The sequence below is a fragment of the Rhodoluna sp. genome (assembly GCF_044232805.1).
GTDB lineage: Bacteria > Actinomycetota > Actinomycetes > Actinomycetales > Microbacteriaceae > Rhodoluna.
In genome coordinates this window covers 1-23,932 of record NZ_JBIILG010000011.1, presented here as the reverse complement: position 1 = coordinate 23,932, position 23,932 = coordinate 1, and the positions used below count along the sequence as shown (strand labels likewise).

General features: G+C 50.2%; 23 protein-coding genes, 1 tRNA gene and 1 pseudogene. 3 read left to right on the top strand and 22 right to left on the bottom strand.

Going from position 1 to position 23,932, the window contains the following annotated elements; all coding sequences use genetic code 11:
* Positions 1-55 precede the first annotated feature (55 nt).
* Positions 56-1,912 carry a Stk1 family PASTA domain-containing Ser/Thr kinase gene (pknB, locus tag AC9UES_RS03005; protein ID WP_509526702.1) on the top strand — a complete coding sequence of 619 codons (1,857 nt, stop codon included), beginning with the start codon at positions 56-58 and terminating at the stop codon, positions 1,910-1,912.
* Here the strand turns inward: pknB and AC9UES_RS03000 are convergent.
* Genes AC9UES_RS03000 through AC9UES_RS02990 form a run of 3 tightly spaced genes read right to left on the bottom strand, consistent with a single transcriptional unit; the run spans position 1,909 to position 4,965 of the window.
* Positions 1,909-3,267, bottom strand: coding sequence for a class II 3-deoxy-7-phosphoheptulonate synthase (locus AC9UES_RS03000; protein WP_509526700.1), 1,359 nt, complete (start codon positions 3,265-3,267; stop codon positions 1,909-1,911). The genes pknB and AC9UES_RS03000 overlap by 4 nt on opposite strands.
* Positions 3,268-3,275: 8 nt before the next feature.
* Positions 3,276-3,965 (bottom strand): lysophospholipid acyltransferase family protein, encoded by a 690-nt coding sequence (locus AC9UES_RS02995; protein WP_509524470.1) that lies wholly within the window; start codon positions 3,963-3,965, stop codon positions 3,276-3,278.
* 46 nt (positions 3,966-4,011) lie between these two features.
* Positions 4,012-4,965, bottom strand: a complete 954-nt coding sequence (locus AC9UES_RS02990) for an ROK family protein (RefSeq protein WP_509526698.1) — start codon at positions 4,963-4,965, stop codon at positions 4,012-4,014.
* Between the two features lie 138 nt (positions 4,966-5,103).
* Here AC9UES_RS02990 and AC9UES_RS02985 point away from each other — a divergent pair, with 138 nt between their 5' ends.
* Positions 5,104-6,936 carry an AMP-dependent synthetase/ligase gene (locus AC9UES_RS02985; protein ID WP_509526696.1) on the top strand — a complete coding sequence of 611 codons (1,833 nt, stop codon included), beginning with the start codon at positions 5,104-5,106 and terminating at the stop codon, positions 6,934-6,936.
* On the opposite strand, the gene def is transcribed toward AC9UES_RS02985, so the two are convergent.
* The 3 genes from def to AC9UES_RS02970 form a co-directional block, all read right to left on the bottom strand.
* Positions 6,933-7,433, bottom strand: a complete 501-nt coding sequence (def, locus tag AC9UES_RS02980; RefSeq protein WP_509526694.1) for a peptide deformylase — start codon at positions 7,431-7,433, stop codon at positions 6,933-6,935. The genes AC9UES_RS02985 and def overlap by 4 nt on opposite strands.
* Before the next feature lie 3 nt (positions 7,434-7,436).
* Positions 7,437-8,648, bottom strand: a complete 1,212-nt coding sequence (locus tag AC9UES_RS02975) for a MinD/ParA family ATP-binding protein (protein WP_509526692.1) — start codon at positions 8,646-8,648, stop codon at positions 7,437-7,439.
* 70 nt (positions 8,649-8,718) lie between these two features.
* The gene (locus AC9UES_RS02970) at positions 8,719-12,120 is read right to left on the bottom strand and encodes a pyruvate carboxylase (RefSeq protein ID WP_509526690.1); all 3,402 of its coding nucleotides are present in this window, start codon (positions 12,118-12,120) and stop codon (positions 8,719-8,721) included.
* 74 nt (positions 12,121-12,194) lie between these two features.
* On the opposite strand from AC9UES_RS02970, the gene AC9UES_RS02965 reads away from it, so the two are divergent.
* Positions 12,195-13,082, top strand: a complete 888-nt coding sequence (locus tag AC9UES_RS02965; RefSeq protein ID WP_509526688.1) for a ParA family protein — start codon at positions 12,195-12,197, stop codon at positions 13,080-13,082.
* On the opposite strand, the gene AC9UES_RS02960 is transcribed toward AC9UES_RS02965, so the two are convergent.
* The 16 genes and pseudogenes from AC9UES_RS02960 to AC9UES_RS02885 all read right to left on the bottom strand — a co-directional run.
* On the bottom strand, positions 13,079-13,612 hold the full coding sequence (locus tag AC9UES_RS02960; protein ID WP_509526686.1) for a MerR family transcriptional regulator: 534 nt from the start codon (positions 13,610-13,612) through the stop codon (positions 13,079-13,081). The two genes, AC9UES_RS02965 and AC9UES_RS02960, sit on opposite strands and share 4 nt — an antisense overlap.
* 107 nt (positions 13,613-13,719) lie before the next feature.
* Positions 13,720-14,421, bottom strand: coding sequence for a transcriptional regulator FtsR (gene ftsR / locus AC9UES_RS02955; protein WP_509526684.1), 702 nt, complete (start codon positions 14,419-14,421; stop codon positions 13,720-13,722).
* Positions 14,421-14,849, bottom strand: coding sequence for an FHA domain-containing protein (locus AC9UES_RS02950; protein ID WP_509526682.1), 429 nt, complete (start codon positions 14,847-14,849; stop codon positions 14,421-14,423). Before AC9UES_RS02950 ends, ftsR begins: the two co-directional genes overlap by 1 nt.
* Before the next feature lies 1 nt (position 14,850).
* On the bottom strand, positions 14,851-15,474 hold the full coding sequence (locus AC9UES_RS02945; protein WP_509526680.1) for a CDP-alcohol phosphatidyltransferase family protein: 624 nt from the start codon (positions 15,472-15,474) through the stop codon (positions 14,851-14,853).
* A gap of 48 nt (positions 15,475-15,522) precedes the next feature.
* Positions 15,523-15,599: transfer RNA gene (locus AC9UES_RS02940), tRNA-Pro, on the bottom strand.
* A 39-nt stretch (positions 15,600-15,638) separates the two neighbouring features.
* Complete coding sequence (locus AC9UES_RS02935; protein ID WP_509526678.1) at positions 15,639-16,214, bottom strand: DUF6512 family protein; 576 nt, start codon at positions 16,212-16,214, stop codon at positions 15,639-15,641.
* A 14-nt stretch (positions 16,215-16,228) separates the two neighbouring features.
* Positions 16,229-17,680 (bottom strand): ribosome biogenesis GTPase Der, encoded by a 1,452-nt coding sequence (gene der, locus AC9UES_RS02930; protein WP_509526676.1) that lies wholly within the window; start codon positions 17,678-17,680, stop codon positions 16,229-16,231.
* A 19-nt stretch (positions 17,681-17,699) separates the two neighbouring features.
* Positions 17,700-18,347 (bottom strand): (d)CMP kinase, encoded by a 648-nt coding sequence (gene cmk / locus AC9UES_RS02925; protein ID WP_509526674.1) that lies wholly within the window; start codon positions 18,345-18,347, stop codon positions 17,700-17,702.
* Positions 18,344-19,429, bottom strand: a complete 1,086-nt coding sequence (locus tag AC9UES_RS02920; RefSeq protein ID WP_509526672.1) for a prephenate dehydrogenase — start codon at positions 19,427-19,429, stop codon at positions 18,344-18,346. The genes cmk and AC9UES_RS02920 overlap by 4 nt, the downstream gene beginning before the upstream one ends.
* Positions 19,426-19,788, bottom strand: coding sequence for a chorismate mutase (gene aroH, locus AC9UES_RS02915; RefSeq protein WP_509526670.1), 363 nt, complete (start codon positions 19,786-19,788; stop codon positions 19,426-19,428). The genes AC9UES_RS02920 and aroH overlap by 4 nt, the downstream gene beginning before the upstream one ends.
* A 2-nt stretch (positions 19,789-19,790) precedes the next feature.
* Entirely contained in the window at positions 19,791-20,540 is a 750-nt protein-coding gene (locus AC9UES_RS02910; protein WP_509526668.1) for a pseudouridine synthase, read from the bottom strand.
* The gene (scpB, locus tag AC9UES_RS02905; RefSeq protein WP_509526666.1) at positions 20,530-21,120 is read right to left on the bottom strand and encodes an SMC-Scp complex subunit ScpB; all 591 of its coding nucleotides are present in this window, start codon (positions 21,118-21,120) and stop codon (positions 20,530-20,532) included. The genes AC9UES_RS02910 and scpB overlap by 11 nt, the downstream gene beginning before the upstream one ends.
* Positions 21,107-21,907, bottom strand: a complete 801-nt coding sequence (locus AC9UES_RS02900) for a segregation and condensation protein A (protein ID WP_509526664.1) — start codon at positions 21,905-21,907, stop codon at positions 21,107-21,109. The genes scpB and AC9UES_RS02900 overlap by 14 nt, the downstream gene beginning before the upstream one ends.
* A 10-nt stretch (positions 21,908-21,917) precedes the next feature.
* Positions 21,918-22,751 carry a ParA family protein gene (locus AC9UES_RS02895; RefSeq protein WP_509526662.1) on the bottom strand — a complete coding sequence of 278 codons (834 nt, stop codon included), beginning with the start codon at positions 22,749-22,751 and terminating at the stop codon, positions 21,918-21,920.
* Positions 22,752-22,792: 41 nt separating this feature from the next.
* A complete protein-coding gene (gene xerD, locus AC9UES_RS02890; RefSeq protein ID WP_509526660.1) occupies positions 22,793-23,725 on the bottom strand; it encodes a site-specific tyrosine recombinase XerD in 933 nt (310 codons plus the stop codon).
* Positions 23,725-23,932, bottom strand: a pseudogene (locus tag AC9UES_RS02885) (NUDIX domain-containing protein); the annotation flags it as partial. The pseudogene AC9UES_RS02885 and the gene xerD, both read right to left, overlap by 1 nt.

Below are 23,932 nucleotides of genomic sequence, written 5' to 3'. Positions count from 1 at the left end.
CTATTGACGCTGCCGAAGCGAAGTGCATACATCTCTATAAGTGCAGGAGAGCTAAATGGCTGACCTTCTAGGTCAACTGGTAGCTGGCCGCTATTTAATTATGGCCTTTGTTGCCTCGGGTGGCATGGCTAGCGTTTATCGAGCCCAGGACCAAATCTTAGAGCGGGAGGTTGCGCTCAAGGTTATTCACCCACACTTAGCAACCGATAGGTCCTTTGTCGAAAAGTTTCGTCGGGAAGCAAAAATGGCCGCTTCGCTATCTCACCCGAACTTGGTAAACGTATTTGACCAGGGAACCGATAATGACATCACCTTTTTGGTGATGGAGTTTGTCCCTGGCATCAACTTGCGAAATGCCCTCAATGACTTTGGGTCGCTATCACCCGAGAGAGTCTTGGAAATCCTGGAACCCTTGACCGCAGGTTTAGCTGCCGCTCACTCCGCCGGGGTTTTACACCGGGACCTAAAACCCGAGAACGTGTTTTTATCGGACAACGGAACAGTCAAACTCGGTGACTTCGGTCTTGCAAGAGAAATCTCATCCCATACGCAAACAGGATCGATTGTTGGAACCGCCGCCTACCTCTCCCCCGAGCTGGTGCTCCGCGGTCAAGCTGACGCTCGAAGTGATATCTACTCACTTGGAGTGATGGCATTTGAAATGCTTACCGGTAAACAGCCTTACGCAGGTGATCAAGCAGTCCAGATCGCCTACCAACATGCAAATAGCAACATTCCGGCGCCTTCTAGTTTGAACCCGAAAGTTCCAGAACTCCTAGATGAAATAGTGCTCTGGGCCACTGCTAGAAATTCGAATGACCGCCCGGCCAGCGCCAAGGAATTACTGCCTGTTATTTCTCGAGCCAAATCAGACATCAAGCGCGGTCTGACTACAACCTTCGAAGACTTTGGAATAATTAGAAACAACACCGAAGTGTTTGTTGCTCCCGCAGGCGCTACCGAAGTTATTGGTGAATATCAGCAAGACCAGCCTGAGAAAAAAAATGACGGGTTCGTAAAGCTCAAGAAAGCTAACCGACGTAGCGGGCGTTGGCTAGTGATACTAACCTTGCTAGCAATTTTTGCTTCTAGTGGAGCGGGCTGGTGGTTTGCCAGCGGTCCTGGTGGTCAAGCAATTGTCCCCGAGCTTGAAGGTAGATCACTAGAAGTTGCCATTTCTGCCCTTGAGCCAATGGGGCTCACAGTTATTGAGCAACAAGAGCACGACGCCCAAGTTCCCGTTGGCTTTGTCATAAGAACGGAACCAACCGCTGGAACCAGAGTTTTCAAGCAATCCGAGGTTACTGTGTTTATTTCCCTCGGGCCCAAGCAGGTGCTGGTTCCAGAATCCTTGGGTCTGAACCTAGAGCAAGCTACGAAGCTGCTGGAATCAACAGGACTCATAGCTGGAAATGTTTCTTCGTTTTTTGGCCTCGCAGAGGCAGGTCAAGTTCTAGCATTTTCGAAACCAACTCGGACTTCGCTAGCTGAAGGCAGTGTCGTGGATTTACGTGTCTCGCTCGGTCCGTTGCCGGATGTTGTCGGGGACGAGTTCTCGCAGGCTATTCAGACACTAGAAGCAGTTGGGCTAACCGTGACTTCGCTGGAGGTTTTCAACGATGATGTTGCCGCCGGGCGAATTGTTTCGATCACTGCGTCATCGGATCCACTCCCCGAATCAGGATCTGTGACCCTAAACGTTTCTAAGGGTCCAGAGTTTGTTACTTTGCCAAACGTTGTTGGAGAGACTGTCGCTGCCGCCAAGAATGCCCTTGAGGCTCTCGGTTTTACTGTGTTGGTAGACACCGATCAACTCAGTAGTCGATTTGGGGTTGTGAAGGTCACCAGGCAAAACCCTGCAGCATCTACAAGGGTTCGTGTTGGAACCCAAGTAACTATCTATACGCGCTAGCGCTTCGAAAGCTTTTCTGAAACTAAGAAGGCTAGCTCGAGTGACTGCATGTGATTAAGTCTTGGATCGCAAAGCGATTCATAGTGCTGCTCTAAAGTAGCCTCATCGATCTTCTCGGATCCGCCCAAGCACTCTGCTACGTCGTCACCAGTTAGCTCGATGTGCAAACCCCCAGGAAATGAACCAAGCGACTTGTGAACATCGAAGAATCCAGACACTTCATCCATAACATCGTCAAAGTGACGAGACTTGTAACCATTTTTGGTGGTGATGCCATTGCCGTGCATAGGATCGGTAACCCAAAGCGGCTTAGCGTCGCTTGCCAAAACGGCCTCGATAAGTGGTGGGAGTTTGTCTCTGACTTGGGATGCACCCATGCGGGTGATAAAGGTAAGCCTGCCAGGCTCACGATTTGGGTCGAGCTTTTCGATTAGGTCTAAAACATCCTTTGGTTTGGTGGCAGGACCAAGTTTTACGCCAATTGGGTTTCTAAGTCTTGCCATGAAATCAATGTGAGCGCCATCAAGTTGCCTGGTTCTCTCGCCCACCCAGAGAAAATGTCCGCTGGTTCCATAAGGGTTGCCGGTTCGAGAATCAATTCTGGTTAGTGGGCGTTCGTAGTCGAACAACAAAGCCTCGTGCGAAACGTAGAACTCGGTACTCTTGAGGGCGTCAAAGTCAGCGCCGCATGCATCCATAAACCTAATCGCGCGATCAATTTCGCCAGCTAACTGCTCATAGCGTGAGTTCGCCGGGTTATCAGTGAAACCCTTGTTCCACTCGTGCACCGAACGAAGATCTGCAAAACCGCCGGTAGTAAAGGCGCGAATCAAATTCAGCGTTGAAGCCGAGGTGTTATACGCGCGCACCATTCGAGCAGGATCGGTTGCTCGTGACTCTGGTGTGAAATCGTAGCCATTTACTGCATCGCCGCGGTAGGCAGGTAGTGTGACATCACCACGGGTTTCGGTGTCAGAAGAACGAGGCTTAGCAAACTGGCCGGACATGCGACCCATTTTCACAACCGGCAACGATGCTCCATACATCAAAACAACAGCCATCTGCAATATTGTCTTCACTCTGTTCCGAATACGGTCCGCCGTGGCGTTGGCAAAGGTTTCCGCGCAGTCACCGCCTTGCAACAAAAATGCTTTTCCTTCAGCGGCTGCAGCTAGCCTGGTTCTAAGAGTGTCTACTTCTCCAGCAAAAACCAACGGAGGAACTGTTGAAAGTTCCTGTCGGGCAGCAGCCAGCCGAGCTTGGTCAGTCCAGATTGGTTGCTGAGCGGCAACAAGATTTTTGTAATTGTCGAGCCCGCTCAAAACTTTCGGGTCAGCTTGTATGTTTGGCTCCATGATTTATTCTAAGTGGCGAGCGCTGCTCGCTTTTCCTTAACTGTCGAAGCGTACTGATCCGCATATTCTTGACCGCTTATTCGCATCAGCTCGTACATAATTTCGTCGGTAACCGCGCGCAAGACAATTCGGTCACCTTCCATTCCATCAAATCTAGAAAAATCCAACGGCTTTCCGTAAACAATCCCCACCCGGCGAACCCGTGGAAACCTGGTTCCAATTGGCTGGACTTTTTCGGTGTCAATCATTGCAACGGGAATCACAGGAACTTTTGCCTCTAGCGCCATGCGGGCAATACCGGTTCTTCCGCGATACAGCTTGCCGTCAGGTGATCTAGTTCCTTCTGGGTAGATACCAAGAAGCTGGCCTTGCTCCAAAACACCCAGTCCGGTGTTCAAAGCGGCCTCCGAGGCCTTGCCGCCAGATCTATCGATTGGTAGCTGCCCTGTGGATTTAAAAAATAGCTTCACAAAAAATCCCTTGATGCCCTTGCCCGTGAAGTATTCGCTCTTGGCAAGGAAAACTACCGGTCTTGGGCACTGGAGTGGCAGGAATATGGAGTCCGAGAAAGAAAGGTGATTGCTGGCCAGAATTGCAGCACCTGAGGTCGGCACGTTCTCAACCCCGCGAGTCCATGGTCTAAAAATAAAGCGCAGCAGAGGACCTAGAACGAACGTCTTCAGAATGAAATACGTCATGGCTACCTCCCTGTCCTGGGCTAAATCTCAAGTTTAGTGTTCGATCCTAGCTAACGCTATGGCGGGCTAAGTCGGCAGCTCCGATAAGGCCTGCCTGGTTCAAGAACTTAGCTTTGATGATCTTCAACTCCGGCCTATAGCCCTTTGCTGGAATCAATAGCTCAAAAGAAGACCTAATTGGAGCAAGCAATCGATCTCCCACAGCGCTAACTCCACCTCCGATAACTACTAGTTCAGGATCCAACAACGGCACATAAAAAGATGCGATGGCTGTCCCAAGATTTTGACCAAGCTCAGAAATTAGCTCATTGGCAGCACTATCGTTTTCGGAAATGGCCTGGTAGAGCTGCTCACCGGATAGCTCACCTGTTACAAGCGTCAATTCTTTTAGCCTTGCTGCCTTTGAGTCACTCGATAAGGCAAGCTCCCGTGCCGCTTTGAGCAAAGCCGTGCCAGAACAATAAGACTCAACACACCCACGTTGCCCACAACCACACTGCTTGCCTCCTGGGTGCAACACCGCGTGGCCAAGTTCTCCACCGATGCCAAAACCACCCTTTAGCAAAATGCCGTCCGATATAATCGCCCCGCCCACACCGGTGCCGATTGTGAGCATGACCATGCTTTTCGAACCAGCTCCTGAACCAAACCGAAACTCTGCCCACCCGGCAGCGTTTGCGTCGTTTTCGAGCAGCACGGGAAGCTTGGTTTTGGTCTCGATCCGCCTTTTCAGCGGTTCATTGCGCCATGCGGCAATGTTTGGGGAGTGGTACATAATCTCTCGATCGGCGCTCATAAATCCGGCCGCAGCCACCCCAACTGCGACTACCTGCTCACCTTCACTAAGCCTTGAAATTAGTGAGCCAATTGCTTCGATCATCTGGTCCGAATCATCAATTGGGCTAGGGATCTTGAGCTCGTTCAGGATGTTGCCGGCGTCATCAACTAGTGCACCGGCCATTTTAGTGCCACCGATGTCTATGCCTATTGAGTGCATCATTTCGCCTATCTCAAAGGTCAAAACAGACCAAAACTCGAGTTTATCGCCCAAATTTGAGATTGGGTGGTCCATGAATGTGCTCAGATAGGCTCAGAACGGCTATAGTTGTCCAAAATCGAGCAAATTACAGGAGCCAAAATGAGATCCTACGAACTACCATCGCTAGTCGAATCGCCTGCGAATGAAAGCATTACCGATTTACTCCTTCAGCGAGTGAAGCAAACCCCGAACCTGCCTCTTTTTGCTATCGAAAAGACTCCAGGGGTCTGGACTGAGGTTAGTGCCAAAGACTTCCTGACTCAGGTTGAGGATCTCGCTAAAGGATTCATCGCTTCTGGAATTAGACCTGGCGACGCTGTTGGCATCATGAGCCGCACCCGCTACGAGTGGGCACTGGTTGACTTTGCTCTCTGGTTCGCAGGAGCTGTTTCAGTTCCAATTTATGAAACCAGCGCACCGGCGCAGATTGAATGGGTACTTTCAGACTCAGATGCAGTTGCATTAATAATCGAAAACTCAGAACACCAAAATAGATTTGACTCAATCAAGGCAATGGTTCCATCTGTCAAGCAGGTTTGGAAACTAGAGGATGACTCGCTCCCGAAATTAGTAGCTCAAGGCAAGGGAGTCACTCCTCAGCAACTTGAGCAGGCTCGCACTTCGTTGAACCTGGACTCACTCGCCACAATTATCTACACCTCTGGAACAACAGGTAAGCCAAAGGGTTGTGAACTACTGCATCGTGGATTTGTTGATCTCTCAAAAAACTCCAAGATTGAGCTTCCTGAGGTTGTAAAGGAAGGCTACGCGACCGTAATGTTCTTGCCTCTCGCTCACGTATATGCAAGGTTCATTTCAATCCTGTGTGTTCACGCTGGAATTAAAGTGGGACACCAGCCTGACACCACAAACGTTGCAGCAGCGATGCAGTCTTTCCACCCAGACTTCTTGCTGGCAGTTCCTAGAGTGTTTGAAAAGGTATACAACTCTGCTGAGCAGAAAGCCGAAGCCGGCGGCAAGGGAAAGATCTTCCGAAAAGCTGTTCATGTAGCTATTGATTACTCGCGTGCCCTAGACGCTAAAGGCGGGCCTTCAATTGGGCTAAAAGTTCAGCACAAGGTATTCGACATTCTTGTTTATAAGAAACTACGCGCCGCTATGGGTGGAAAAGTTAAGTACGCAGTATCTGGTGGGGCCCCATTGGGTGAGAGGCTTGGACACTTCTTCCGATCAATTGGCCTAATCGTTCTGGAAGGCTACGGACTTACAGAAACTAGCGCCCCAGCGATGATTGGCCGCGTTACAGACGCCAAGATTGGAAAAGTTGGCCGCGTTTTGCCTGGCTGTGGAGTCAAGATTGCCGATGATGGTGAGATCCTCCTTAAGGGTTCTAACGTCCTACGTGGTTACTGGAAGAATCCAGAAGCTACGAAGGCAACGATGGACGGCGAATGGTTTAAGACCGGCGACATCGGCGAACTGGACGATGAGGGCTTCATTTCCATTACTGGACGTAAGAAGGAGCTAATCGTTACAGCTGGTGGCAAGAACGTTGCACCAACAGCTCTTGAAGACCCGCTTCGCTCTAGCCCGATCATCGGTCAGGCTGTTGTGATTGGAGACCAGAGGCCATTCGTTGCGGCTCTTCTTTCATTAGACCCAGAAATGATGCCCGCCTGGCTGGCGAACAATGGACAGCCTGCGGACTTGACCCTTGCCCAAGCAGCAAAAAACCCGAAGGTTCTTCAGGAGCTACAAAAAGCCGTGGACGAGGTAAACGCAACGGTTTCTAACGCAGAAGCCATTAAGAAGTTTGAGGTTATCGATAGCGAGCTTTCGGAGAAATCCGGCCACTTGACGCCTTCGCTAAAAATCAAGCGCGAAGCAGTAACCCGTGACTTTGCACCGATAATCGAGCAAATCTATGGTGGATCACCGACAACATCTGACGCGATTAATCTTCCAGGTTAGTTGGCCATAAACCAGCTGGTTTCGCGAAGTGCTGCCATGCAGATTTTTCTAGCTTCAGGATTTAGGCGATCTAAATAGACCTTGCCATCTAGGTGGTCGATTTCGTGCTGCAAAACTTGAGCCAATAACCCTTCGGCTTCAATGTTCACTTGCTCACCTTCGAGAGTGGTTCCAGAAACTTTTACCCTTGGATACCTTGGGGTTTTTGACCAGATCTCCGGAAGCGAAAGGCAACCCTCGTCAACTAGTTCCGGTTCGCCGAAAGTTTCCTCAAGTTTTGGATTGATCAGATGGCCAATGACCCCATCGACTTTATAGCTGAATGCTCGAAGGCTCACACCAATTTGTGGGGCGGCAACTCCTGCGCGACCCGGTAGGTCGGTCGCCTGCTCTAAATCAAGAATCAGATTTCGAATGGAATCAGTTATCTCAAGTATTGGATCCGAGGCAGTCCTAAGGACAGGGTCCCCGAATAACCGAATCTGTCTATCGGCCATAAATTAGAGAGGGGAAAGCATTGAACCAACAACCTCGGCAGCTAGTTCTCTAGCTGCTTCACGAGTTTGTTTGTTTAGCTCATTGAACTTGATAACTGATCCAGCGGCAAGAGCCGGGTCATAGGGCATACGAACTACTGAGCGAACTCTAGTTTTGAAGTGCTGTTCGATCTCGTCTAGCTTTACCAAAAGTGTCGCTTGGGTTGCGGTGTTTAGTGCAACTACAGAGTTTCTAACCAATTCACCAAAACCATTCGCTTCTAGCCAGGTTAGAGTCTCTGAAGCCAGTCTTGCTTCGTCAACAGAACCACCGGAGACAATAACCAAGGTGCTTGCGCGCTGCAGGGTGGGTCTCATAACTGAGTGAACAATTCCCGTACCGCAGTCAGTAATTACTACCGAATAGTAGCGAGCTGCCATGTCGGCAACCACGTTGTAATCACCCTCGTTAAAAGCTTCTGAAAGCATTGGGTCAGCATCTGACGCCAGCACATCAAGGCGGGTCTCATCTCTTGAAATCATGTTAGTAAACTCGGCGAAGCCATCGATTGAAGCTGCTCTGTTAACTACGTCTCGAACAGTGAATCTAGTTGACTTGCTAACACGCTCGGCCAGGGTTCCACGGTCGGGGTTGGCGTCAATAGCAATAACGCGGTCTTCCCTGACCTGAGCCAGCGCCATACCAAGAAGTGTGCTGATGGTGGTCTTACCAACTCCACCTTTTCTAGTGAGAACGGGAATGTATTTGGTTCCACCTTCAAGCAATGCACCAATTCTGGCATCCATTGCTTTGCGTGCTTTGACTTTTGGTGAGTCACCCAAATTAATTAGTTTCAAACTGATAAAGAAAAGCAGGCGGCGCCAACCGGATTCCGGAGCCGCACGAAACTTTGCTGATGCGTCAATCAGTCTGTCCGCTGTGAGCATCGCAGCTGGTTCTGGTTCGTCAAAAGTCTCTCCACGAAGACTGTCTCTTCGTGAGTAACCAGTTCTTGTTTGGTCCTGCCCTTGGGCGACAACGGTCTCAAGCTCTTGTGCGCTGGTGTCTGGGATTACCTCGATGGAGGATGTGGCTGGCGAGATGTCAACTTCGGTTGAAACTACAGATAGCTGGGAGCTGCCCTCGGACCCAAAGTCCGCTGGGTCAACATTTGGGTTGTTTTCTCCTAGACCTGCTCCGTCGTCTCCGAATCCAGAATCTTTCTTCTTTGCCAAGAACTATCTCCTAAGTGACTGAATCAAAAGCAACTCTGCAATTCTAAGGCAGTTACCAAAGGTGCGCTAATTAGCCTTCAATTTCAAGGATTAGATCGCCCGCGTCAACTGACTGGGTGCTTGAAATGGCAAGCCGCTTGACGGTTCCGGCCATGCTGGCTGTGATTGTGGCCTCCATTTTCATGGCCTCAATGCTTGCAACCGGCTGACCCAATTCAACTTTGGCCCCGGCAACTGTTTTTAGGGTGACAACACCCTGAAATGGTGCAGCGACGTGGCCAAGTTTAGACACATCTGCTTTTTCAGAGCTCACCACATCGCTAACAACCTTTCTATCCCGCACGTTTATTGGACGTAGCTGACCGTTGAGGGTTGCCATGACAGTTCTAAAGCCCTTGGCGTCAGGTGTTCCAATCGCTTCGAGGCCTATGAACAGCGTGAGGCCTTTGGATAATTCAATAACGTGTTCTTTTCCTTGCTCAAGACCATAAAAGAAGTCAATTGTGTCAACTTGATCAAGGATCCCGTAGTTCTCTCGCATCTTCTTGAACTCCCGATATGGGTCAGGAAATAGCAGCCTGTTTAGCGTTGCGCGTCGATCAGAACTACTTCCTGCAAGCAAAGCCAAATCCTGAGCGGAAACTTCAGTTAGCGATAGATCGACAGTTTTGCCCTTTAGAACCTTGCTTCGGAAGGGCTCCGGCCAACCACCTGGCAAATCACCCAACGCTCCAGCCATAAAACCTACAACTGAGTCTGGGATGTCATAATTCTGCGGATTGTTGGAAAAATCCTCTGGGTCAGCACCCACTGCAACTAGGTGCAGTGCTAGGTCGCCAACAACCTTCGACGAAGGTGTCACCTTCGGTGGCCTTCCTAAAATCTTGTTGGCGGCCGCATACATGTCCTCGATCTGTTCGAACTGGTCTCCGAGTCCTAGAGCTATTGCCTGCTGACGCAGGTTCGAGAGCTGTCCACCTGGAATCTCGTGATCATATATCCTGCCGGTGGGTGCAGGTAAACCTGATTCGAAGGGTGCATACACTCGTCTAACGGCTTCGAAGTAAGGCTCGAGCTGAGTAAACGACGACAACGGTATCTGAGTATCGCGGCTCGTATTAGCTAGCGCTGCTACTAAAGACGATGCGGATGGTTGCGAGGTAGTTCCACTCATCGGCGCGCTTGCAACATCCACCGCGTCAACACCGGCTTCGATTGCTGCCAATAGTGTTGCTAGTTGACCTCCGGCAGTGTCGTGGGTGTGCAGGTGAACTGGCAGATCAAACTTCTCACGCAGAGCGGCAACGAGTAACCTGGCAGCTTCAGGACGTAATAGACCTGCCATGTCTTTGATTGCAATGATGTGAGCGCCGGCACTAACAATCTTCTCGGCAAGTTTTAGATAGTAATCGAGTGTGTATAGATTTTCTTTAGGATCAAGTAAGTTTCCGGTGTAGCAAATACCCACCTCTGCAATCGCGGTCTTTGTTGCCAGCACCGCTTCAATCGCAGGACGCATTTGCTCTACATCGTTTAGCGCATCAAAGATGCGGAAGATATCCACACCCGACTCAGCTGCTTCTTTCACAAAGGCATCAGTAACGGTTTCTGGGTATGGTGTGTAACCAACAGTATTTCGACCGCGAAGTAGCATCTGAATGCAAATGTTTGGGATTGCCTTGCGAAGAGCAGCCAATCTTTCCCATGGGTCTTCGGCTAAGAATCTAAGTGCCACATCATAAGTGGCTCCTCCCCAGGCTTCAACCGAAAGAAGCTGTGGGGTCAGTCGTGCCAGGTGCGGTGCCACCTGAACCAAATCTCTAGTTCGAACACGGGTAGCAAGAAGCGATTGATGAGCGTCTCTGAAAGTTGTATCGGTAATTGCGACGTGTTTTTGGTTTCGTAGCTCCTTTGCAAAAGCTGCCGGTCCAAGATCCAAAAGTCTTTGCCTGGATCCATCTGGGGCTGGAAGTGTCAAATCTACAGCGGGAAGTTTGATGGCAGGGTTCACATAGTTGAGCCTTGGGCCATTTGGTTGATTTACAGTAGTCTCTGCTAACCACTGCAACAGCTTTGTTCCGCGATCTTTTGAAGGTCTGGTGAGCATTAGCTCGGGTCGCTCTTCAATGAATGCGGTACTCAAGTTTCCGATTGCAAATGTTTCATCCTCTAAAACGCCCTGCAGGAACGAAATGTTAGTTGCGACTCCGCGAATTCTGAATTCGGCGAGCCCTCTTCTGGCCCTTGCAACAGCCGCCTCAAAGGTTAGGCCTCTGGCAACTAACTTCACGAGCAAAGAATCAAAGTGCGGTGATACTTCTGAACCCGCTGTGACCGTTCCCCCGTCGAGTCGAATTCCTGCTCCTCCGGGAGAGCGATAAGTAGTTATCTTTCCAGTGTCGGGCCTGAAGTTAGCTGAAGGGTCTTCGGTTGTGATTCTGCACTGGATCGCGAAGCCTCGCATCGAAATGGTGTCTTGTGAAAGGCCCATGTCTTGAAGGCTCTGGCCCGAAGCAATCCGCATCTGCGACTGCACGAGGTCGATATCAGTAATTTCCTCGGTTACGGTGTGCTCCACCTGAATCCTTGGGTTCATCTCAATAAAGACGTGCTTACCCGCATTTGGACCTACAGTCTCGACCAGGAACTCAACCGTTCCGGCGTTCTGGTAGCCAAGCTCCTTGGCAAAATTTACAGCGTCTTTGTATAGCTGCTTACGAAGCGCCTCGTCGATGTTTGGGGCTGGAGCAATCTCAACCACCTTCTGGTTACGGCGCTGAATCGAGCAATCGCGCTCGAAGAGGTGAACAACATTGCCTTTGCTATCGGCCAAGATCTGAACCTCGATGTGACGAGGTCGAAGCACCGCTTGCTCAAGAAAGACCCTGGCATCGCCAAAAGCGCTTTGCGCCTCTCTTGAAGCCTGATCGATTGCCTCCGCAAGATCCTTGGCATCGGCGACGCGGCGCATTCCGCGTCCACCACCGCCAGCTACCGCTTTAACAAAAAGAGGAAAGCCGATTTTCTCTGCCGCTTTGATTAGCTGCTTCGGGTCTTCTGAAGATCCAGAGGATTGCAAAACTGGAACGCCGGCTTTGGTAGCTGCGGCAATTGCGTTTACCTTGTTGCCAGCTAGCTCTAAAACCTCTGAGCTTGGACCGATAAATGAAATTCCGTTTTCGGCAGCAGCTTTCGCTAGTTCTGGATTCTCGGACAAAAAGCCATATCCCGGATAAATTGCATCAGCACCATATGCCTTAGCAACTCGAATGATCTCGGCGACGTTTAGGTAAGCACTTACCGGGTGGCCCTTTTCACCAATTTGATAGGCCTCGTCAGCTTTTTGGCGATGAGTGGAGTTCCGGTCTTCATATGGGAAAACGGCCACTGTCTTGGCACCAAGCTCATAGGCAGCTCGAAAGGCGCGAACAGCTATTTCGCCTCGATTTGCTACCAAAATCTTGCTAAACATGGTCTCCTAAAGGCGGCTAGAAACAGCTCGTTTCGCCTAAAAACATTAACTCAATAAAAAGGTAGCCTATTTGGGTGCATGTACTTAGCGTGAGTTCCCTAAAGGGCGGTGTCGGAAAGACAACCGTGGCCCTAGGTCTTGCCTCAGCATCACTATCTAGAGGACTTCGCACCCTGGTGGTAGATCTAGACCCTCAGTCTGATGCCACCACTGCTCTTGGGGCAACGAGGGAGCTGAAGTTGTCTTGCGCAGAGGTTCTAAAGCTTCCCAAGCACGCCAACGTGGTTCGGGCCATCGTGGCAAGTGACTGGGAATCTTCTTCTGCGGGAACTATGGACCTTCTCCCGGGAAGTCCAAAGGTAGTCGAGTTTGATAGCCCGACTCCGACCAAGAGGGATCTTTGGAGGCTGGAGGAGGCCCTAAGTCGGGTGGAGGCAGGTTACGATCTTGTGATCGTTGACACTCCCCCGTCATTGAATGGGCTCACCCAGCTAGCCTGGACGGCAAGCGACAGGGTTTTGATTGTGGCAGAGCCTTCGATTTTCTCAGTGCTCGCGGCGGACCGTGCAATGCGAGCCATCACAGAAATCAGCAAGCAAACAGCCGGGCGCTTGACACCGCTTGGTGTTCTGGTCAATCGCTACATTCCAGCATCCAAGGAACATCAGTTCCGGCTAGCAGAACTCGAGCAGCTGTTTGGATCAGATTTACTCTCAGTCACGATTGAAGAACACTCCGCTGTGCAGCAAGCCCAAGGTGCGGCCAGACCAATTCACAGTTGGCCAGGCGAGGTAGCCGGCAGGACTGCTAAGTCCTTCGAGCTAGTTCTAGATCAGCTGTTCCAGTCGCACGGCACAGACGTGAGTAAGAGATCTTCAAAGCGGAGCATGAAGGTTCTAAAGGGTGCGAAGATTCGCCGTGGGGCTATCCAGACCGTACTTGATTTGGTAGACGAGCCCTAAACAGCTTTTCTGCTGGCTCTTCTAGAAGCTAGCTCGTCCATGTCATCTAGGTGCAAGCTCTGAATGTTAACAAGAGAAGCCTCAACCTCACGAAGCACTATTCCAACAGCAATACCAAATACACCCTGGCCACGGCCAAGTAGGTCAATAACCTCATCTTGTGAGGTGCAAAGGTAAACCCTGGCTCCATCGCTCATCAAGGTGATACGGGCTAAGTCATTCATTCCTTCTGCGCGCAATTGCTCAACCGCGATACGAATCTGCTGCAGCGATACGCCAGTGTCGAGAAGTCTCTTGACAAGTTTTAGAACCAAAATGTCACGAAACGCATAAAGTCTTTGTGAACCGGAACCGGTCGCGGAGCGAACCGAAGGCTGAACTAGTGCAGTTCTGTCCCAGTAGTCCAACTGGCGATAGCTAATACCGCTCGCGGTAGCCGCTGCGGTCCCGCGATAGCCAACTTTTGGGTCCTGCGAGATCATGCCGTCGGTAAATAACATGTCGTTATCGAAACCGTCGTTTTGAGACATCGCCTAACCTTTCTGTATTGGTTGAATGTTTCAATTCTCCCGCCTTAGTGCCAGGTAAGCCAGTTAATCGGTAAGGGCGGCGTGTCGAGCGCTAAATTAAGGGGTTTTTACTTGTCGATCTTAGAGATGACGGACTTGATTAGCTCGGAACGAATGGTTGCAAACTGGTTTTCGATTTCCTGGGCGTAGTGGGTGGCCCTGGACTTGCTGGCTGCTTCGTTCTTGGAAAGCACCGGTGCAACAACACCCTCGATGATTCCAATCTCGCGATCAGCTGAGGCCTTTAATCCTCTTAGGTGACGTGGTGAAATACCGAAGCGCTGCAGGTGAACAATCGCGCGGGCAATTTCAAGATCTGAACTTTCAAAAGTATCTTTGTTAATCAGCATTAGGGTCTGAGCATCTTGCAGTAAGCCCGCACTGATTCCGGTCTCGCTCATAAGTCCGACCTTTGTGAGTTTTATTGGGTTCTTTGGCTGAAGTTTTGCAACCGATGCCTGCACCTGAGGAAGGTTTGGGGTCTTGCCTGAATCAAGCTGCTCAAGGTAGTCGCGAATAACTCGCAATGGAAGATACTGATCTCTTTGCAGTTCAAGAATCACCCTTGTGCGCTGGACATCTTGTTCGGAAAACTTTCGGTAACCAGCAGGTGTGCGCTGTGGTTCTATCAGACCCTGCTCTTCAAGAAATCTCAACTTGGAAGGGGAAAGATCTGGAAATTCGCGATTCAAAATTGCAAGCACCTGACCGATGGTGAGCAATCTTCCAGAAGAAGATATTGGCCTCACATTGGATTGGGCTTGAGCCATTAGATGTTTCCTGCTGCTTTCGATGGGTAGAACGTAAAGCGGAATTTGCCGATTTGAATTTCAGCACCTTCTTCTAGCAGGGCGCTTTCAATTCGAACCCCATCGTAGTAGATGCCGTTTAGCGATGCCAAATCCTGAACTTGGAAGGAATTGCCATGACGACGGAACTCTGCGTGGCGTCTTGAGACCGTGACATCGTCCAAAAATATTGCCGAGTCTGGGTGTCGGCCAACTGTTGTGATGTCGGCATCGAGCAAGAATCTTGCTCCAGAATTTGGGCCCTGGCGAACTACCAGAAGAGCGTTTCCTCGAGGAAGAGCGTCAACAGCTGCCTTATGCTCGGGATCTAGATCGGGGTTCTCGTCGCTTAGCCACTCGGAATTGAACCTAAGGGTCTTCTCGACTTCATCGCGTTTTTCGTCGCCCATTTCACCCTCCCCCTTTGTTATCCAATAGATTACTGCTATTTCCACGCTCCTGGCGCCACAGCAAAATCAGGTGCCAGAGGTATACAAATCCAGACCACCAGTAAAGCGCCACCCCCCAAAGAGCAAATGCCCAAGCCAAAGGAAGCAGTATGAACTGCGCCTCTACAAAGATCTTGCCCATCAGTAACAGCGGAAAGGAATACAGCAAAGCAAAGGTGCTTGCCTTACCGATGTAGTGAACCGGAAGAGTTGAGTATCCCAGAGACACCAGCGCTGGCAGTGAGATCAGCATGAGTAAATCCCTACCGATGACAAGCGCCGCTAGCCACCAGGGGATGTGTCCCGTGATTGACAGCGCCAGTAATGTCGCAAAGATGTACAGCCGATCGGCTACCGGGTCTAGAACCTTACCCAGCTTGGTCATTTGGTTTAGCTTTCGAGCTAGATAGCCATCCAAGAAGTCTGTAATACCTGCAACCATCAGCACAACAATTGCCGACAGGAACATCTCATTTAGAAGGAGCCCCAAAAATACTGGAACTAGCGCAATTCGCAGAAAGCTAAGCAGGTTCGGAATGTTCACTACCTCACCCTTGAGGAAGCTGGATTTCCTAGCTGTCGGCATAGCTTGATTGTATTGGATTAGGTCAATTAGCTAAGTCCCAATGTTTAATGGTCGGGCTAGCGGGATTTGAACCCACGACCCCTTGACCCCCAGTCAAGTGCGCTACCAAGCTGCGCTATAGCCCGCTGGTACCGATGCTCACTCGGTAACGACCCAAGTATAGGTCAGGGTCTATCCGAAGAGTTGTGATCTAAGTCTGGATGAGCGCGAAGGCCGTAGTCCTTCTTGATCGGATCCAAAAAGACATCCGGCTCCCTAGGTGGCCGGAAAGTGAATAACAAGAAAGCGACAATCAAGCCCAACAAGAACAGGCTAGACATAACTACTGTTCCCGAGGTCGCAGAAAGTTGCCCAAGAACCTGCACGAAAATTGACTGGGCTATTGCTATGCAGACAAAGAAGATGCTGATGTCCAGCCAAAGGATATTACGCTTAGTGACTGACTTGTAAAGGAAAACCAATCCCACCATGGTCACCGGTATCGAGTACAGGGCAATCGTCGAAGCTGGAACATATGAGGGGAATTGGTATCCGCCAAGTGAAAAAAGCACTATTTGGAGAAGCAGGACCGGCCATATAGCAATCTTGATGTGTTCCCAGTAGCTCTCGTTCACAGCACTAAAAAATGCCACAAACTTGTTGTGCTTGGTCCAATCAAACAGAAAATGAAGCAAGCTTCCCAACAGTCCAAGTGGGACAATCATCCAGAGGGAAACCAAAATGACACTATTTATAGTCATGGGAAACCAAAGCCCTAACGCTTGCGCTTTTCTCTAACCCGCATCGATATCTCTATTGGGGTTCCCTCAAAACCAAAGCTTTCACGCAGTCTTCTTTGGATGAACCTGCGGTACTGCGGGTCTAAAAAGCCTGTGGTAAACAAAATGAACTTTGGTGGCCTGGTCGATGCCTGGGTAGCGAACAAGACCCTAGGCTGCTTGCCTCCCCTAACTGGGTGCGGAAACTCCATGGCTAGCTCTTGTATAAAGGTATTGAGCTTGCCGGTAGGAATTCTTAGGTCCCAGCTGTGGAGGGAGACCTCAAGAGATGGAACAAGCTTTTCTAGGTGGCGACCAGTTAGGGCCGAGATGTTTACTCTTGGAGCCCAGGAAACGTGAGAAAGGTTCTGTTCGATTTCTCGCTCCAGATACTTCCTTCTCTCATCGTCCATCTGATCCCACTTGTTGAAAGCAAGTACTAGTGCGCGGCCTGACTCGAGGGCCAGATCAACAATTCGGATGTCGCCATCGCTTAGCGGTTCTGTGACATCAAACAATACAACAGCTACTTCAGCTCGTTCAAGAGCTGCGGCTGTCCTTAGAGAGGCATAGAAGTCTGCTCCCTGAGCTAACTTGATTCTTCTTCTGATACCTGCGGTATCAACAAAGCGCCAAGTCTTGCCACCTAGCTCTACCTGCTCATCGATTGGATCACGGGTGGTTCCAGCTATCTCGCTAACCACCGCCCTAACTTTGCCCACTGCCTTGTTCAGTAGCGATGACTTGCCAACGTTAGGTCTACCAATCAGGGCTACTCTTCTTGGTCCACCGAATTCTTGTTCGGCAACTGCCGAGATTGCGGGAAGCTTTGCCATTGCGGCGTCCAGTAAGTCTGCTACCCCACGACCGTGGACTGCAGAAACCGGATGAGGCTCACCAAGACCTAGCGACCACAAGGCTGCTGCTTCTGGCTCTTGTCTAGCATCGTCAATCTTGTTCGCTACCAAGATGACTGGCTTGCCAGATGCTCGAAGCATCTTGACTACCCTTTCGTCGGTAGCGGTAGGGCCGACCATTGCGTCCACCACAAACAAAACAGCATCCGAAAGCTCAACTGCTACCTCGGCCTGGGCCGCAACAGCAGCGTCAATTCCTTTGGGGTTTGGTTCCCAGCCTCCGGTATCAACCAAAGTGAATTTTCTACCGTTCCATTCGGCTTTATAAGAAACTCGGTCACGGGTAACACCAGGAACGTCTTCAACAACCGCTTCACGGCGACCGAGAATTCGATTTACTAGAGCAGACTTGCCAACGTTTGGTCGACCAACAATTGCCAGCACCGGAAGAGCTGGGAGGTAGCCGGAGAATCCCTCTTCGGCCAATTCAATTTCTAAAAGCGCTAAGTCTTCTTCGTCTAGCTCGTAGTCGCTGAGCGACCCGCGCAGCACGTCGGCGCGTGCTTGCTCGTCGAGCTGATCTTCTTCCATGTCTTTGTTCCTTAGCCAGTTAGTGGTTGATTAGATCAACCAAGGCAGTTACCGATTGCTCGAAGTCAAGTTCGGTGGTATCTAGAAGGGTTACCCCCGGTGCTGGCTTCAAAAAGTCAACGACTTTTGAATCCTTCTTGTCTCGATCGCTAAGTTGGGCTGCTAGAGAACCGCTTCCTAGTAAATCAAGTGATCTTCTACTAAGTCTAACTTCTTCACTGGCAGTTAGCAGAACTCTAACTTTGGCATCAGGCATCACCACCGTGGTGATGTCCCTACCTTCAACGATGATTCCCTGATTTGGGCAGCTAGCGGCTAAGGATCTAGTGATTTGCCTCATAAAGGTTCGCACTTTGGGTTGGGCAGCCACTTTGCTGACATTGAGCTCGACTTCTTGGCTACGAATGGCATCGGTTAGGTCGTTATCGCCGACCTTGACCCAATAGTTATCTGGATCTGTTGAAATCGAATAGTCAAACAAAACATCCAGATTTTGCTCGCCAACAGTTTCAAGATCAATCCCTGCAACTAATGCCGTCCTGGTTAATGCTCGGTATCCAGCCCCGGTATCTAGATATCCAAAACCAAGTTGTCTGGCGGCTTGCTTTGAAACACTTGACTTGCCAGATCCTGCTGGTCCATCAACTGCCACTATGGTCTTGCTCATCCGACAATCTTCCAACCGCGCCCGGTCAACGCTGAAACAAGCTCAGCTTCTGAACTTGGCAGAACATAAAGTTCTGGCAGTCCAACCTGTGCTCCGGTTGCGTGCTCCAAGGTTAAGTCTTCGAGGTTGATGCCAATCTGGCCGATCTCAGTTAGTAGCCTTGCGAGTTCTCCAGGCTTATCGTCGATCATGACCGTGACCTTGGCGTACCTTGTTGCACTAGACCCGTGCTTGCCTGGAATCTTGGCAACGCCTAGATTTCCAGATTCCAGCAACTTTCCGATGCTCGTTAGCGAACCAGGCTTTGATGTGTCTTGCAATGCTTCGAGAATCTGGTCCAGGTCATTTCTAACATTTCTCAAAACATCAGACACCTGTTGGCTGTTCGCCGAAAGAATCTGCATCCAAAGCTTAGGATCAGATGCAGCAATTCGGGTGGTGTCTCGAAGCCCCTGGCCAGCCAGTGATACATCGGAGCTATCAGCCGAGGCAAGCCTTGCAGCCAATAGCGAAGAAACAATCTGCGGCGCGTGTGAAACGAGTGCGACTGCTCTATCGTGCTCAATAGGGTCCATAGAAACTAACGAGGCTCCAACATCATGAGCAAGTGCTTCCACCAACAGTATTGATTCTTTAGAAGATTCCTTGTTTGGTGTCATCACCCAGGGTCTGCCAATAAACAGATCACCTCGGCCTGCAAGAGCACCGGTTTGTTCGCGACCTGCCATCGGGTGTGATCCCACGTAATTTGCAAGCGCTGCTCCCTGCTGCTGCAGAGCGGTCAACACCGTTCCCTTAACGCTTGCAACATCGGTAACTGTTGCCTTGGGGTGAGCCTTGAGCTGTGCTTCGATAACTTGAGCCGTTACATCAGGTGGTGTGCAGACAATAACTAGCTCTGGCTCGGTGCCTGGTTGGAATTTACTGCCCGCACCAAAATCAATCGCGAGGTTCAATACGGCGGGTGAGCTGTCGTCGAGTAAGACTTCAAGTCCCTTGTCTTTAAGAGCTAGGCCAATAGATGTTCCAATAAGGCCGGTGCCAACAATCTTGATTGGCCCGGTTAGTCTCGAGTCTTTCACTGGGCTAAATCCAAGCGCAGGGCTGTTGCTCCGCGAAGATAAACGTGCTGGATCTGACTTCTTAGAGAATCTGACTCAAGGTTAATAAGAACTCTGATGACTCTTGGCAGCGCTCCCGCCACATCCATTTCAACAAAGCACATCAACGGAACATCTCCGAGGCCAAGCTCCCTGGCTGCCAAGGCTGGAAACTCGGAAGTTATGTCAGGACTGGCCGTGAAGAGAATAGAGATCAATTGGGACTCATCGACTTTGTTTTCGTGCAGCATTTTGGTAAGTAGCTCGGCTGTGGATTTAATCAAGTGAGAGCGTTCGTCAACATCTAGTTGGATGGCGCCGCGAATTGCACGAATCGACATGATTATGTCCTTTTCTTGTCAGCGGCTTTCAAAATTGCTCCGAGCTCTATTTTAGACAGTTGCCTCACAGCACCAAGCTTTAGATGGCCTAAATGTAGTGGTCCAAACTGCCTTCTAACCAGGGCCACCACCGGAAACCCAAGAGACTCAAACATTCTTCGGACAATTCGGTTTTTTCCACTGTGTAGCTCAACTTCGACCAGGCTGTGGTTTCCAGAAGCGGACAGGAATCTGGCCTTATCGGCCTTGATTCGACCATCCTCTAATTCGATGCCGGCAAGCAGTTGGTTCAATACAGGTTGAGTAATCTGGCCGTGGACTTTTGCCTGATATGTCTTAGAAACCTCAAAGGATGGGTGCATTAGCTTATGTGCTAAATCGCCATCGTTGGTCATCAGCAACAAACCCGTGGTGTCAACATCCAGCCTTCCAACGTTGAAGATCCGGTCATAGTCAAGTGCATACTGTGAAAGATCTGGCCTGCCGTGCTCGTCTTGCATGGTGCTAACTACCCCAGCTGGTTTATTGAGCATCAAATAGACCCTTGAGACATCAAGTTGAATCGGGGTTCCCTTGACAACAACCTTGTCTATTTCGGGATTGATTCGGGTGCCCAGCTCTTTGACTACCTTGCCGTTAACCTTGACGGACCCGGATGAGATCAGGTCTTCACAAACTCTTCTGGATGCCACTCCGGCATTAGCCATAACCTTCTGAAGTCTTATGCCCTCTGTTGATTCTCTATCGCTCATTGAAATCGCTATGGATATCAGGCAGGTACGGGCTAATCGGAGGAAGCTGGTCCAAGGAGTTGATTCCAAGCTGCTCCAGTAGCAACGAAGTAGTTCCGTAGTGAATCGCACCGGTTTCAGAATCTGTATAAAGCTCAGTAACTAGTCCTCTAGAAGTAAGAGTTCTAACAACCGAGTCAACGTTCACACCTCGAATCGAAGCAATCTGTCCCCTAGCAATTGGTTGCTTGTAGGCAATAACGGAAAGGGTTTCTAAAGCAGCTTGTGAAAGTTTGGTTGGGTTTTCGTTGGCGATAAACATCTTCACGGCCCAGTCGTAGTTTTGGCGCACGTAGATTCTCCAACCACCGGCCACTTCTCGAAGCTCAAAACCTCGAGCGCTGATACCGTCTTTTCCGTCGTAGTCCTCGCGGAGCTTGTTTACGGCATCGCGAACCTGGTTTACCGGAATCTCTAGAGCGGTTGCCAGAGCAACCAATGAGATGGGCGCATCAGTGACCATCAAGATTGCCTCGATTGCTCCTTCGATGCTGTCTTCTTTGAGGGTGTTCTCGGTTCCTTGATTCTCATCGCGCGTCATAGTCTGCTCCCAGGGTTGCTAGTTGTTCATCATCAAAGTTATCGGCTTGCCAAGTAATCAAAAGATCTGCCAAGGGCCCATCCTGCTGCATGGCAATAGCAGAAAGCCTGTATAGCTCTAGCACCGCAAGGAACCTGGCAACTATCTTGGCTCTATCTGGTTCGTCGCGAATCAGATCAAAAAAAGTCAAGCTCCCGGCTTTTCGAAGTCTAAGGATTACTTCTGTTGCCTGCTCACGGATACTAACTGCGGGTGCGTGAAGGTGAGTGAGTCCAATGCCAGGAATCTCCCTGGGGGTAAATACTTCTTGAGATAAAGCGTGGAACTCCTCAAGTGTCATGGTCCAAACAAGCTCAGGGGTACTTTCACGGAACCTGGTTTCAATTGGAACAGCTCTGGCAACGCGGGTAGCTTCCATGTCGATTCTGGTTGCAAACCAGGCAGATACTTCCTTGAAGGCCCTGTATTGCAACAACCTTGCAAACAGCAGATCTCTTGCTTCCAGTAGGGCAACATCTTCGGCATCAACAAGCTCACCCTGCGGGAGCAACGAGACAATTTTTAGATCCAATAGCGTTGCGGCAATAACTAGAAACTCACTCGCTTGTTCCATTTCTTCATGCTCGTCAAGCTGTTTTACGTACTGGATGAATTCATCAGTAACGCGGCTGAGTGAAATCTCGGTGATGTCCAGCTCGTGCTTAGAAATAAGTGTCAACAAGAGGTCAAATGGGCCCTCAAAGTTACTCAGCGTTAGCGCAAAGCCTTTGTCTTTCTCAGGTTCCATGACCTCGAGGTTATGGGGCGTTGCCACGAGACACTAACTCTCTTGCCACGGTTCGGTAATACTCCGCGGCATCTGAAGTTGGAGCAAATTCGGTGATAGGAACAGCTGCGATGGTGGCGTCCGGGAATTTGACGGTGCGGTGCACAATGGTGTCGAAAACCTGATCACCAAATGCTTCGTAAAGTCGCTCCACTACTTCCCTAGCGTGCAGGGTTCTCGGGTCATACATCGTGGCCAAAATACCATCGAGCTTGATAGCTGGGTTCAACCGATCGCGTACCTTTTCAATTGTCTCGATAAGAAGCGCCACCCCTCGAAGGGCAAAGAATTCGCAGTTCAAAGGAATAAGGACTCCATGAGCTGCGGTTAGAGCATTGACGGTCAATAAGCCAAGTGATGGCTGGCAATCAATGATTACAACGTCATAGTTGTCAGTTACTGGGCGAAGTACCCGAGCAAGAATTTGCTCTCTAGCAACCTCGTTGACTAGCTGAACTTCAGCTGCGGAAAGGTCTATGTTTGCAGGAATTACGTCGAGATTTTTCACGCCGGTAGGCAAGATCACATCTTGAACCTTTAGGTCTTTTTCAACCAAGAGATCGTAAATGGTTTTGATATCGTGGGCCACAATCCCAAGCCCTGCTGAGAGTGCGCCCTGTGGATCGAAATCAACCACCAATACCTTGCGGCCATAGCCTGCAAGAGCAGAGGCCAAGTTGATTGCTGTGGTAGTTTTACCCACCCCACCTTTTTGATTACACATCGCAATAATTCTTGCGGGACCGTGACTTTGCAAGGTGGCGGGGATGTCAAAAACCGGCCTTTTAGCTGGTCGCTGTGCCATGGATCCTCCCGAGCTAATAGCCTACCTGCCCGTTGCGACCGCTATTTCCTGGCCCGCGGATGGCTGGTGGCGTAAACCTCGCGCAGGGCATCAACCGTCACCAGCGTATAAATCTGGGTCGTGGCAACCGAAGAGTGACCCAGCAATTCTTGAACCACTCGCACATCCGCTCCGCCTTCAAGAAGGTGGGTTGCAAAAGAGTGCCTGAGCGTGTGAGGTGAAACCTCCGAGGGAATCTTCGCCGCATCAGCGCTATCACTAATAATCTGCCAAGCCGACTGCCTAGATAGTCGGCTGCCGCGCTGATTCAGAAAGAGAGCCGGGGTTCCCTTGCCCTTTTTCACAAGAACGGGCCTAGCCCGAACCAGATAGACCTCAAGAGCACTCTGGGCAAAACTTCCAACCGGCACCATGCGCTCTTTCGAGCCTTTTCCAAACAATCGAATCATGGTTGGATCAACTAGGTCATCCAAGTTGAGAGCCGTTAGCTCGCTGATTCTGGCCCCTGTTGCATAGAGCAGCTCCAGAATTGCTCGGTCTCGCACTCTTGCCAGGTCTGGTTCACCAGACTCGAGTTTCTTGGGATCTGGCCCCGAAGCTTCAATTAGCTTCTCTATTTCTGAAACACTGATTGCCTTTGGCAGGCGCTTTGGCAGCTTCGGAGGTTTCACCATAGAACTTGGGTCGCCGATTGTGATGGACTCAAAAAGCCAAAACCTATGTAACCCTCTAACTCCGGCGAGCATTCTGGCAACTGAGTTGGCCGACAGAGCTCCTGATTCAGAAATGAAACTGACGTAGCCAGTTATGTGAGACTCGTTGACTTGACTAGGGTTTGTGATCTTTTGCTTTTCCAAATAGCCAAGATAGGAGTTCAGGTCACGCTTATAGGCGGCAATCGAGTTCTTTGCTAACCCTCGCTCAATGCTCAGGTGTCGAAGGTAATCATCAACTAGCTGCGCGAGGGTCTTCATTAGCTTCTTTGTGAACCGTCTTTACTCAGCTGGTAAGCCATGATGCCAACAACCGCGCTCGGGCTCATGATCTTTCCCATTAGCACGAGCCTCACGGCCTCCGATATCGGAACCCATGATTGTGGCATGTCAACTTCCTCGCCAGTAGCTTCAAAAACCAAATTGGTTTCTGAAAGCTGCTTGGCAACAAAGATCGTAATCACCTCG

Excerpts from the sequence above, each read along its gene's own strand:
- pknB (WP_509526702.1), top strand. The coding sequence starts at position 56 with ATGGCTGACCTTCTAGGTCAACTGGTAGCTGGCCGCTATTTAATTATG.
- AC9UES_RS03000 (WP_509526700.1), bottom strand. The coding sequence starts at position 3,267 with ATGGAGCCAAACATACAAGCTGACCCGAAAGTTTTGAGCGGGCTCGAC.
- AC9UES_RS02995 (WP_509524470.1), bottom strand. The coding sequence starts at position 3,965 with ATGACGTATTTCATTCTGAAGACGTTCGTTCTAGGTCCTCTGCTGCGC.
- AC9UES_RS02990 (WP_509526698.1), bottom strand. The coding sequence starts at position 4,965 with ATGATGCACTCAATAGGCATAGACATCGGTGGCACTAAAATGGCCGGT.
- AC9UES_RS02985 (WP_509526696.1), top strand. The coding sequence starts at position 5,104 with ATGAGATCCTACGAACTACCATCGCTAGTCGAATCGCCTGCGAATGAA.
- def (WP_509526694.1), bottom strand. The coding sequence starts at position 7,433 with ATGGCCGATAGACAGATTCGGTTATTCGGGGACCCTGTCCTTAGGACT.
- AC9UES_RS02970 (WP_509526690.1), bottom strand. The coding sequence starts at position 12,120 with ATGTTTAGCAAGATTTTGGTAGCAAATCGAGGCGAAATAGCTGTTCGC.
- AC9UES_RS02960 (WP_509526686.1), bottom strand. The coding sequence starts at position 13,612 with ATGTCTCAAAACGACGGTTTCGATAACGACATGTTATTTACCGACGGC.
- ftsR (WP_509526684.1), bottom strand. The coding sequence starts at position 14,421 with ATGGCTCAAGCCCAATCCAATGTGAGGCCAATATCTTCTTCTGGAAGA.
- AC9UES_RS02950 (WP_509526682.1), bottom strand. The coding sequence starts at position 14,849 with ATGGGCGACGAAAAACGCGATGAAGTCGAGAAGACCCTTAGGTTCAAT.
- AC9UES_RS02945 (WP_509526680.1), bottom strand. The coding sequence starts at position 15,474 with ATGCCGACAGCTAGGAAATCCAGCTTCCTCAAGGGTGAGGTAGTGAAC.
- AC9UES_RS02935 (WP_509526678.1), bottom strand. The coding sequence starts at position 16,214 with ATGACTATAAATAGTGTCATTTTGGTTTCCCTCTGGATGATTGTCCCA.
- der (WP_509526676.1), bottom strand. The coding sequence starts at position 17,680 with ATGGAAGAAGATCAGCTCGACGAGCAAGCACGCGCCGACGTGCTGCGC.
- cmk (WP_509526674.1), bottom strand. The coding sequence starts at position 18,347 with ATGAGCAAGACCATAGTGGCAGTTGATGGACCAGCAGGATCTGGCAAG.
- aroH (WP_509526670.1), bottom strand. The coding sequence starts at position 19,788 with ATGTCGATTCGTGCAATTCGCGGCGCCATCCAACTAGATGTTGACGAA.
- AC9UES_RS02910 (WP_509526668.1), bottom strand. The coding sequence starts at position 20,540 with ATGAGCGATAGAGAATCAACAGAGGGCATAAGACTTCAGAAGGTTATG.
- scpB (WP_509526666.1), bottom strand. The coding sequence starts at position 21,120 with ATGACGCGCGATGAGAATCAAGGAACCGAGAACACCCTCAAAGAAGAC.
- AC9UES_RS02900 (WP_509526664.1), bottom strand. The coding sequence starts at position 21,907 with ATGGAACCTGAGAAAGACAAAGGCTTTGCGCTAACGCTGAGTAACTTT.
- AC9UES_RS02895 (WP_509526662.1), bottom strand. The coding sequence starts at position 22,751 with ATGGCACAGCGACCAGCTAAAAGGCCGGTTTTTGACATCCCCGCCACC.
- xerD (WP_509526660.1), bottom strand. The coding sequence starts at position 23,725 with ATGAAGACCCTCGCGCAGCTAGTTGATGATTACCTTCGACACCTGAGC.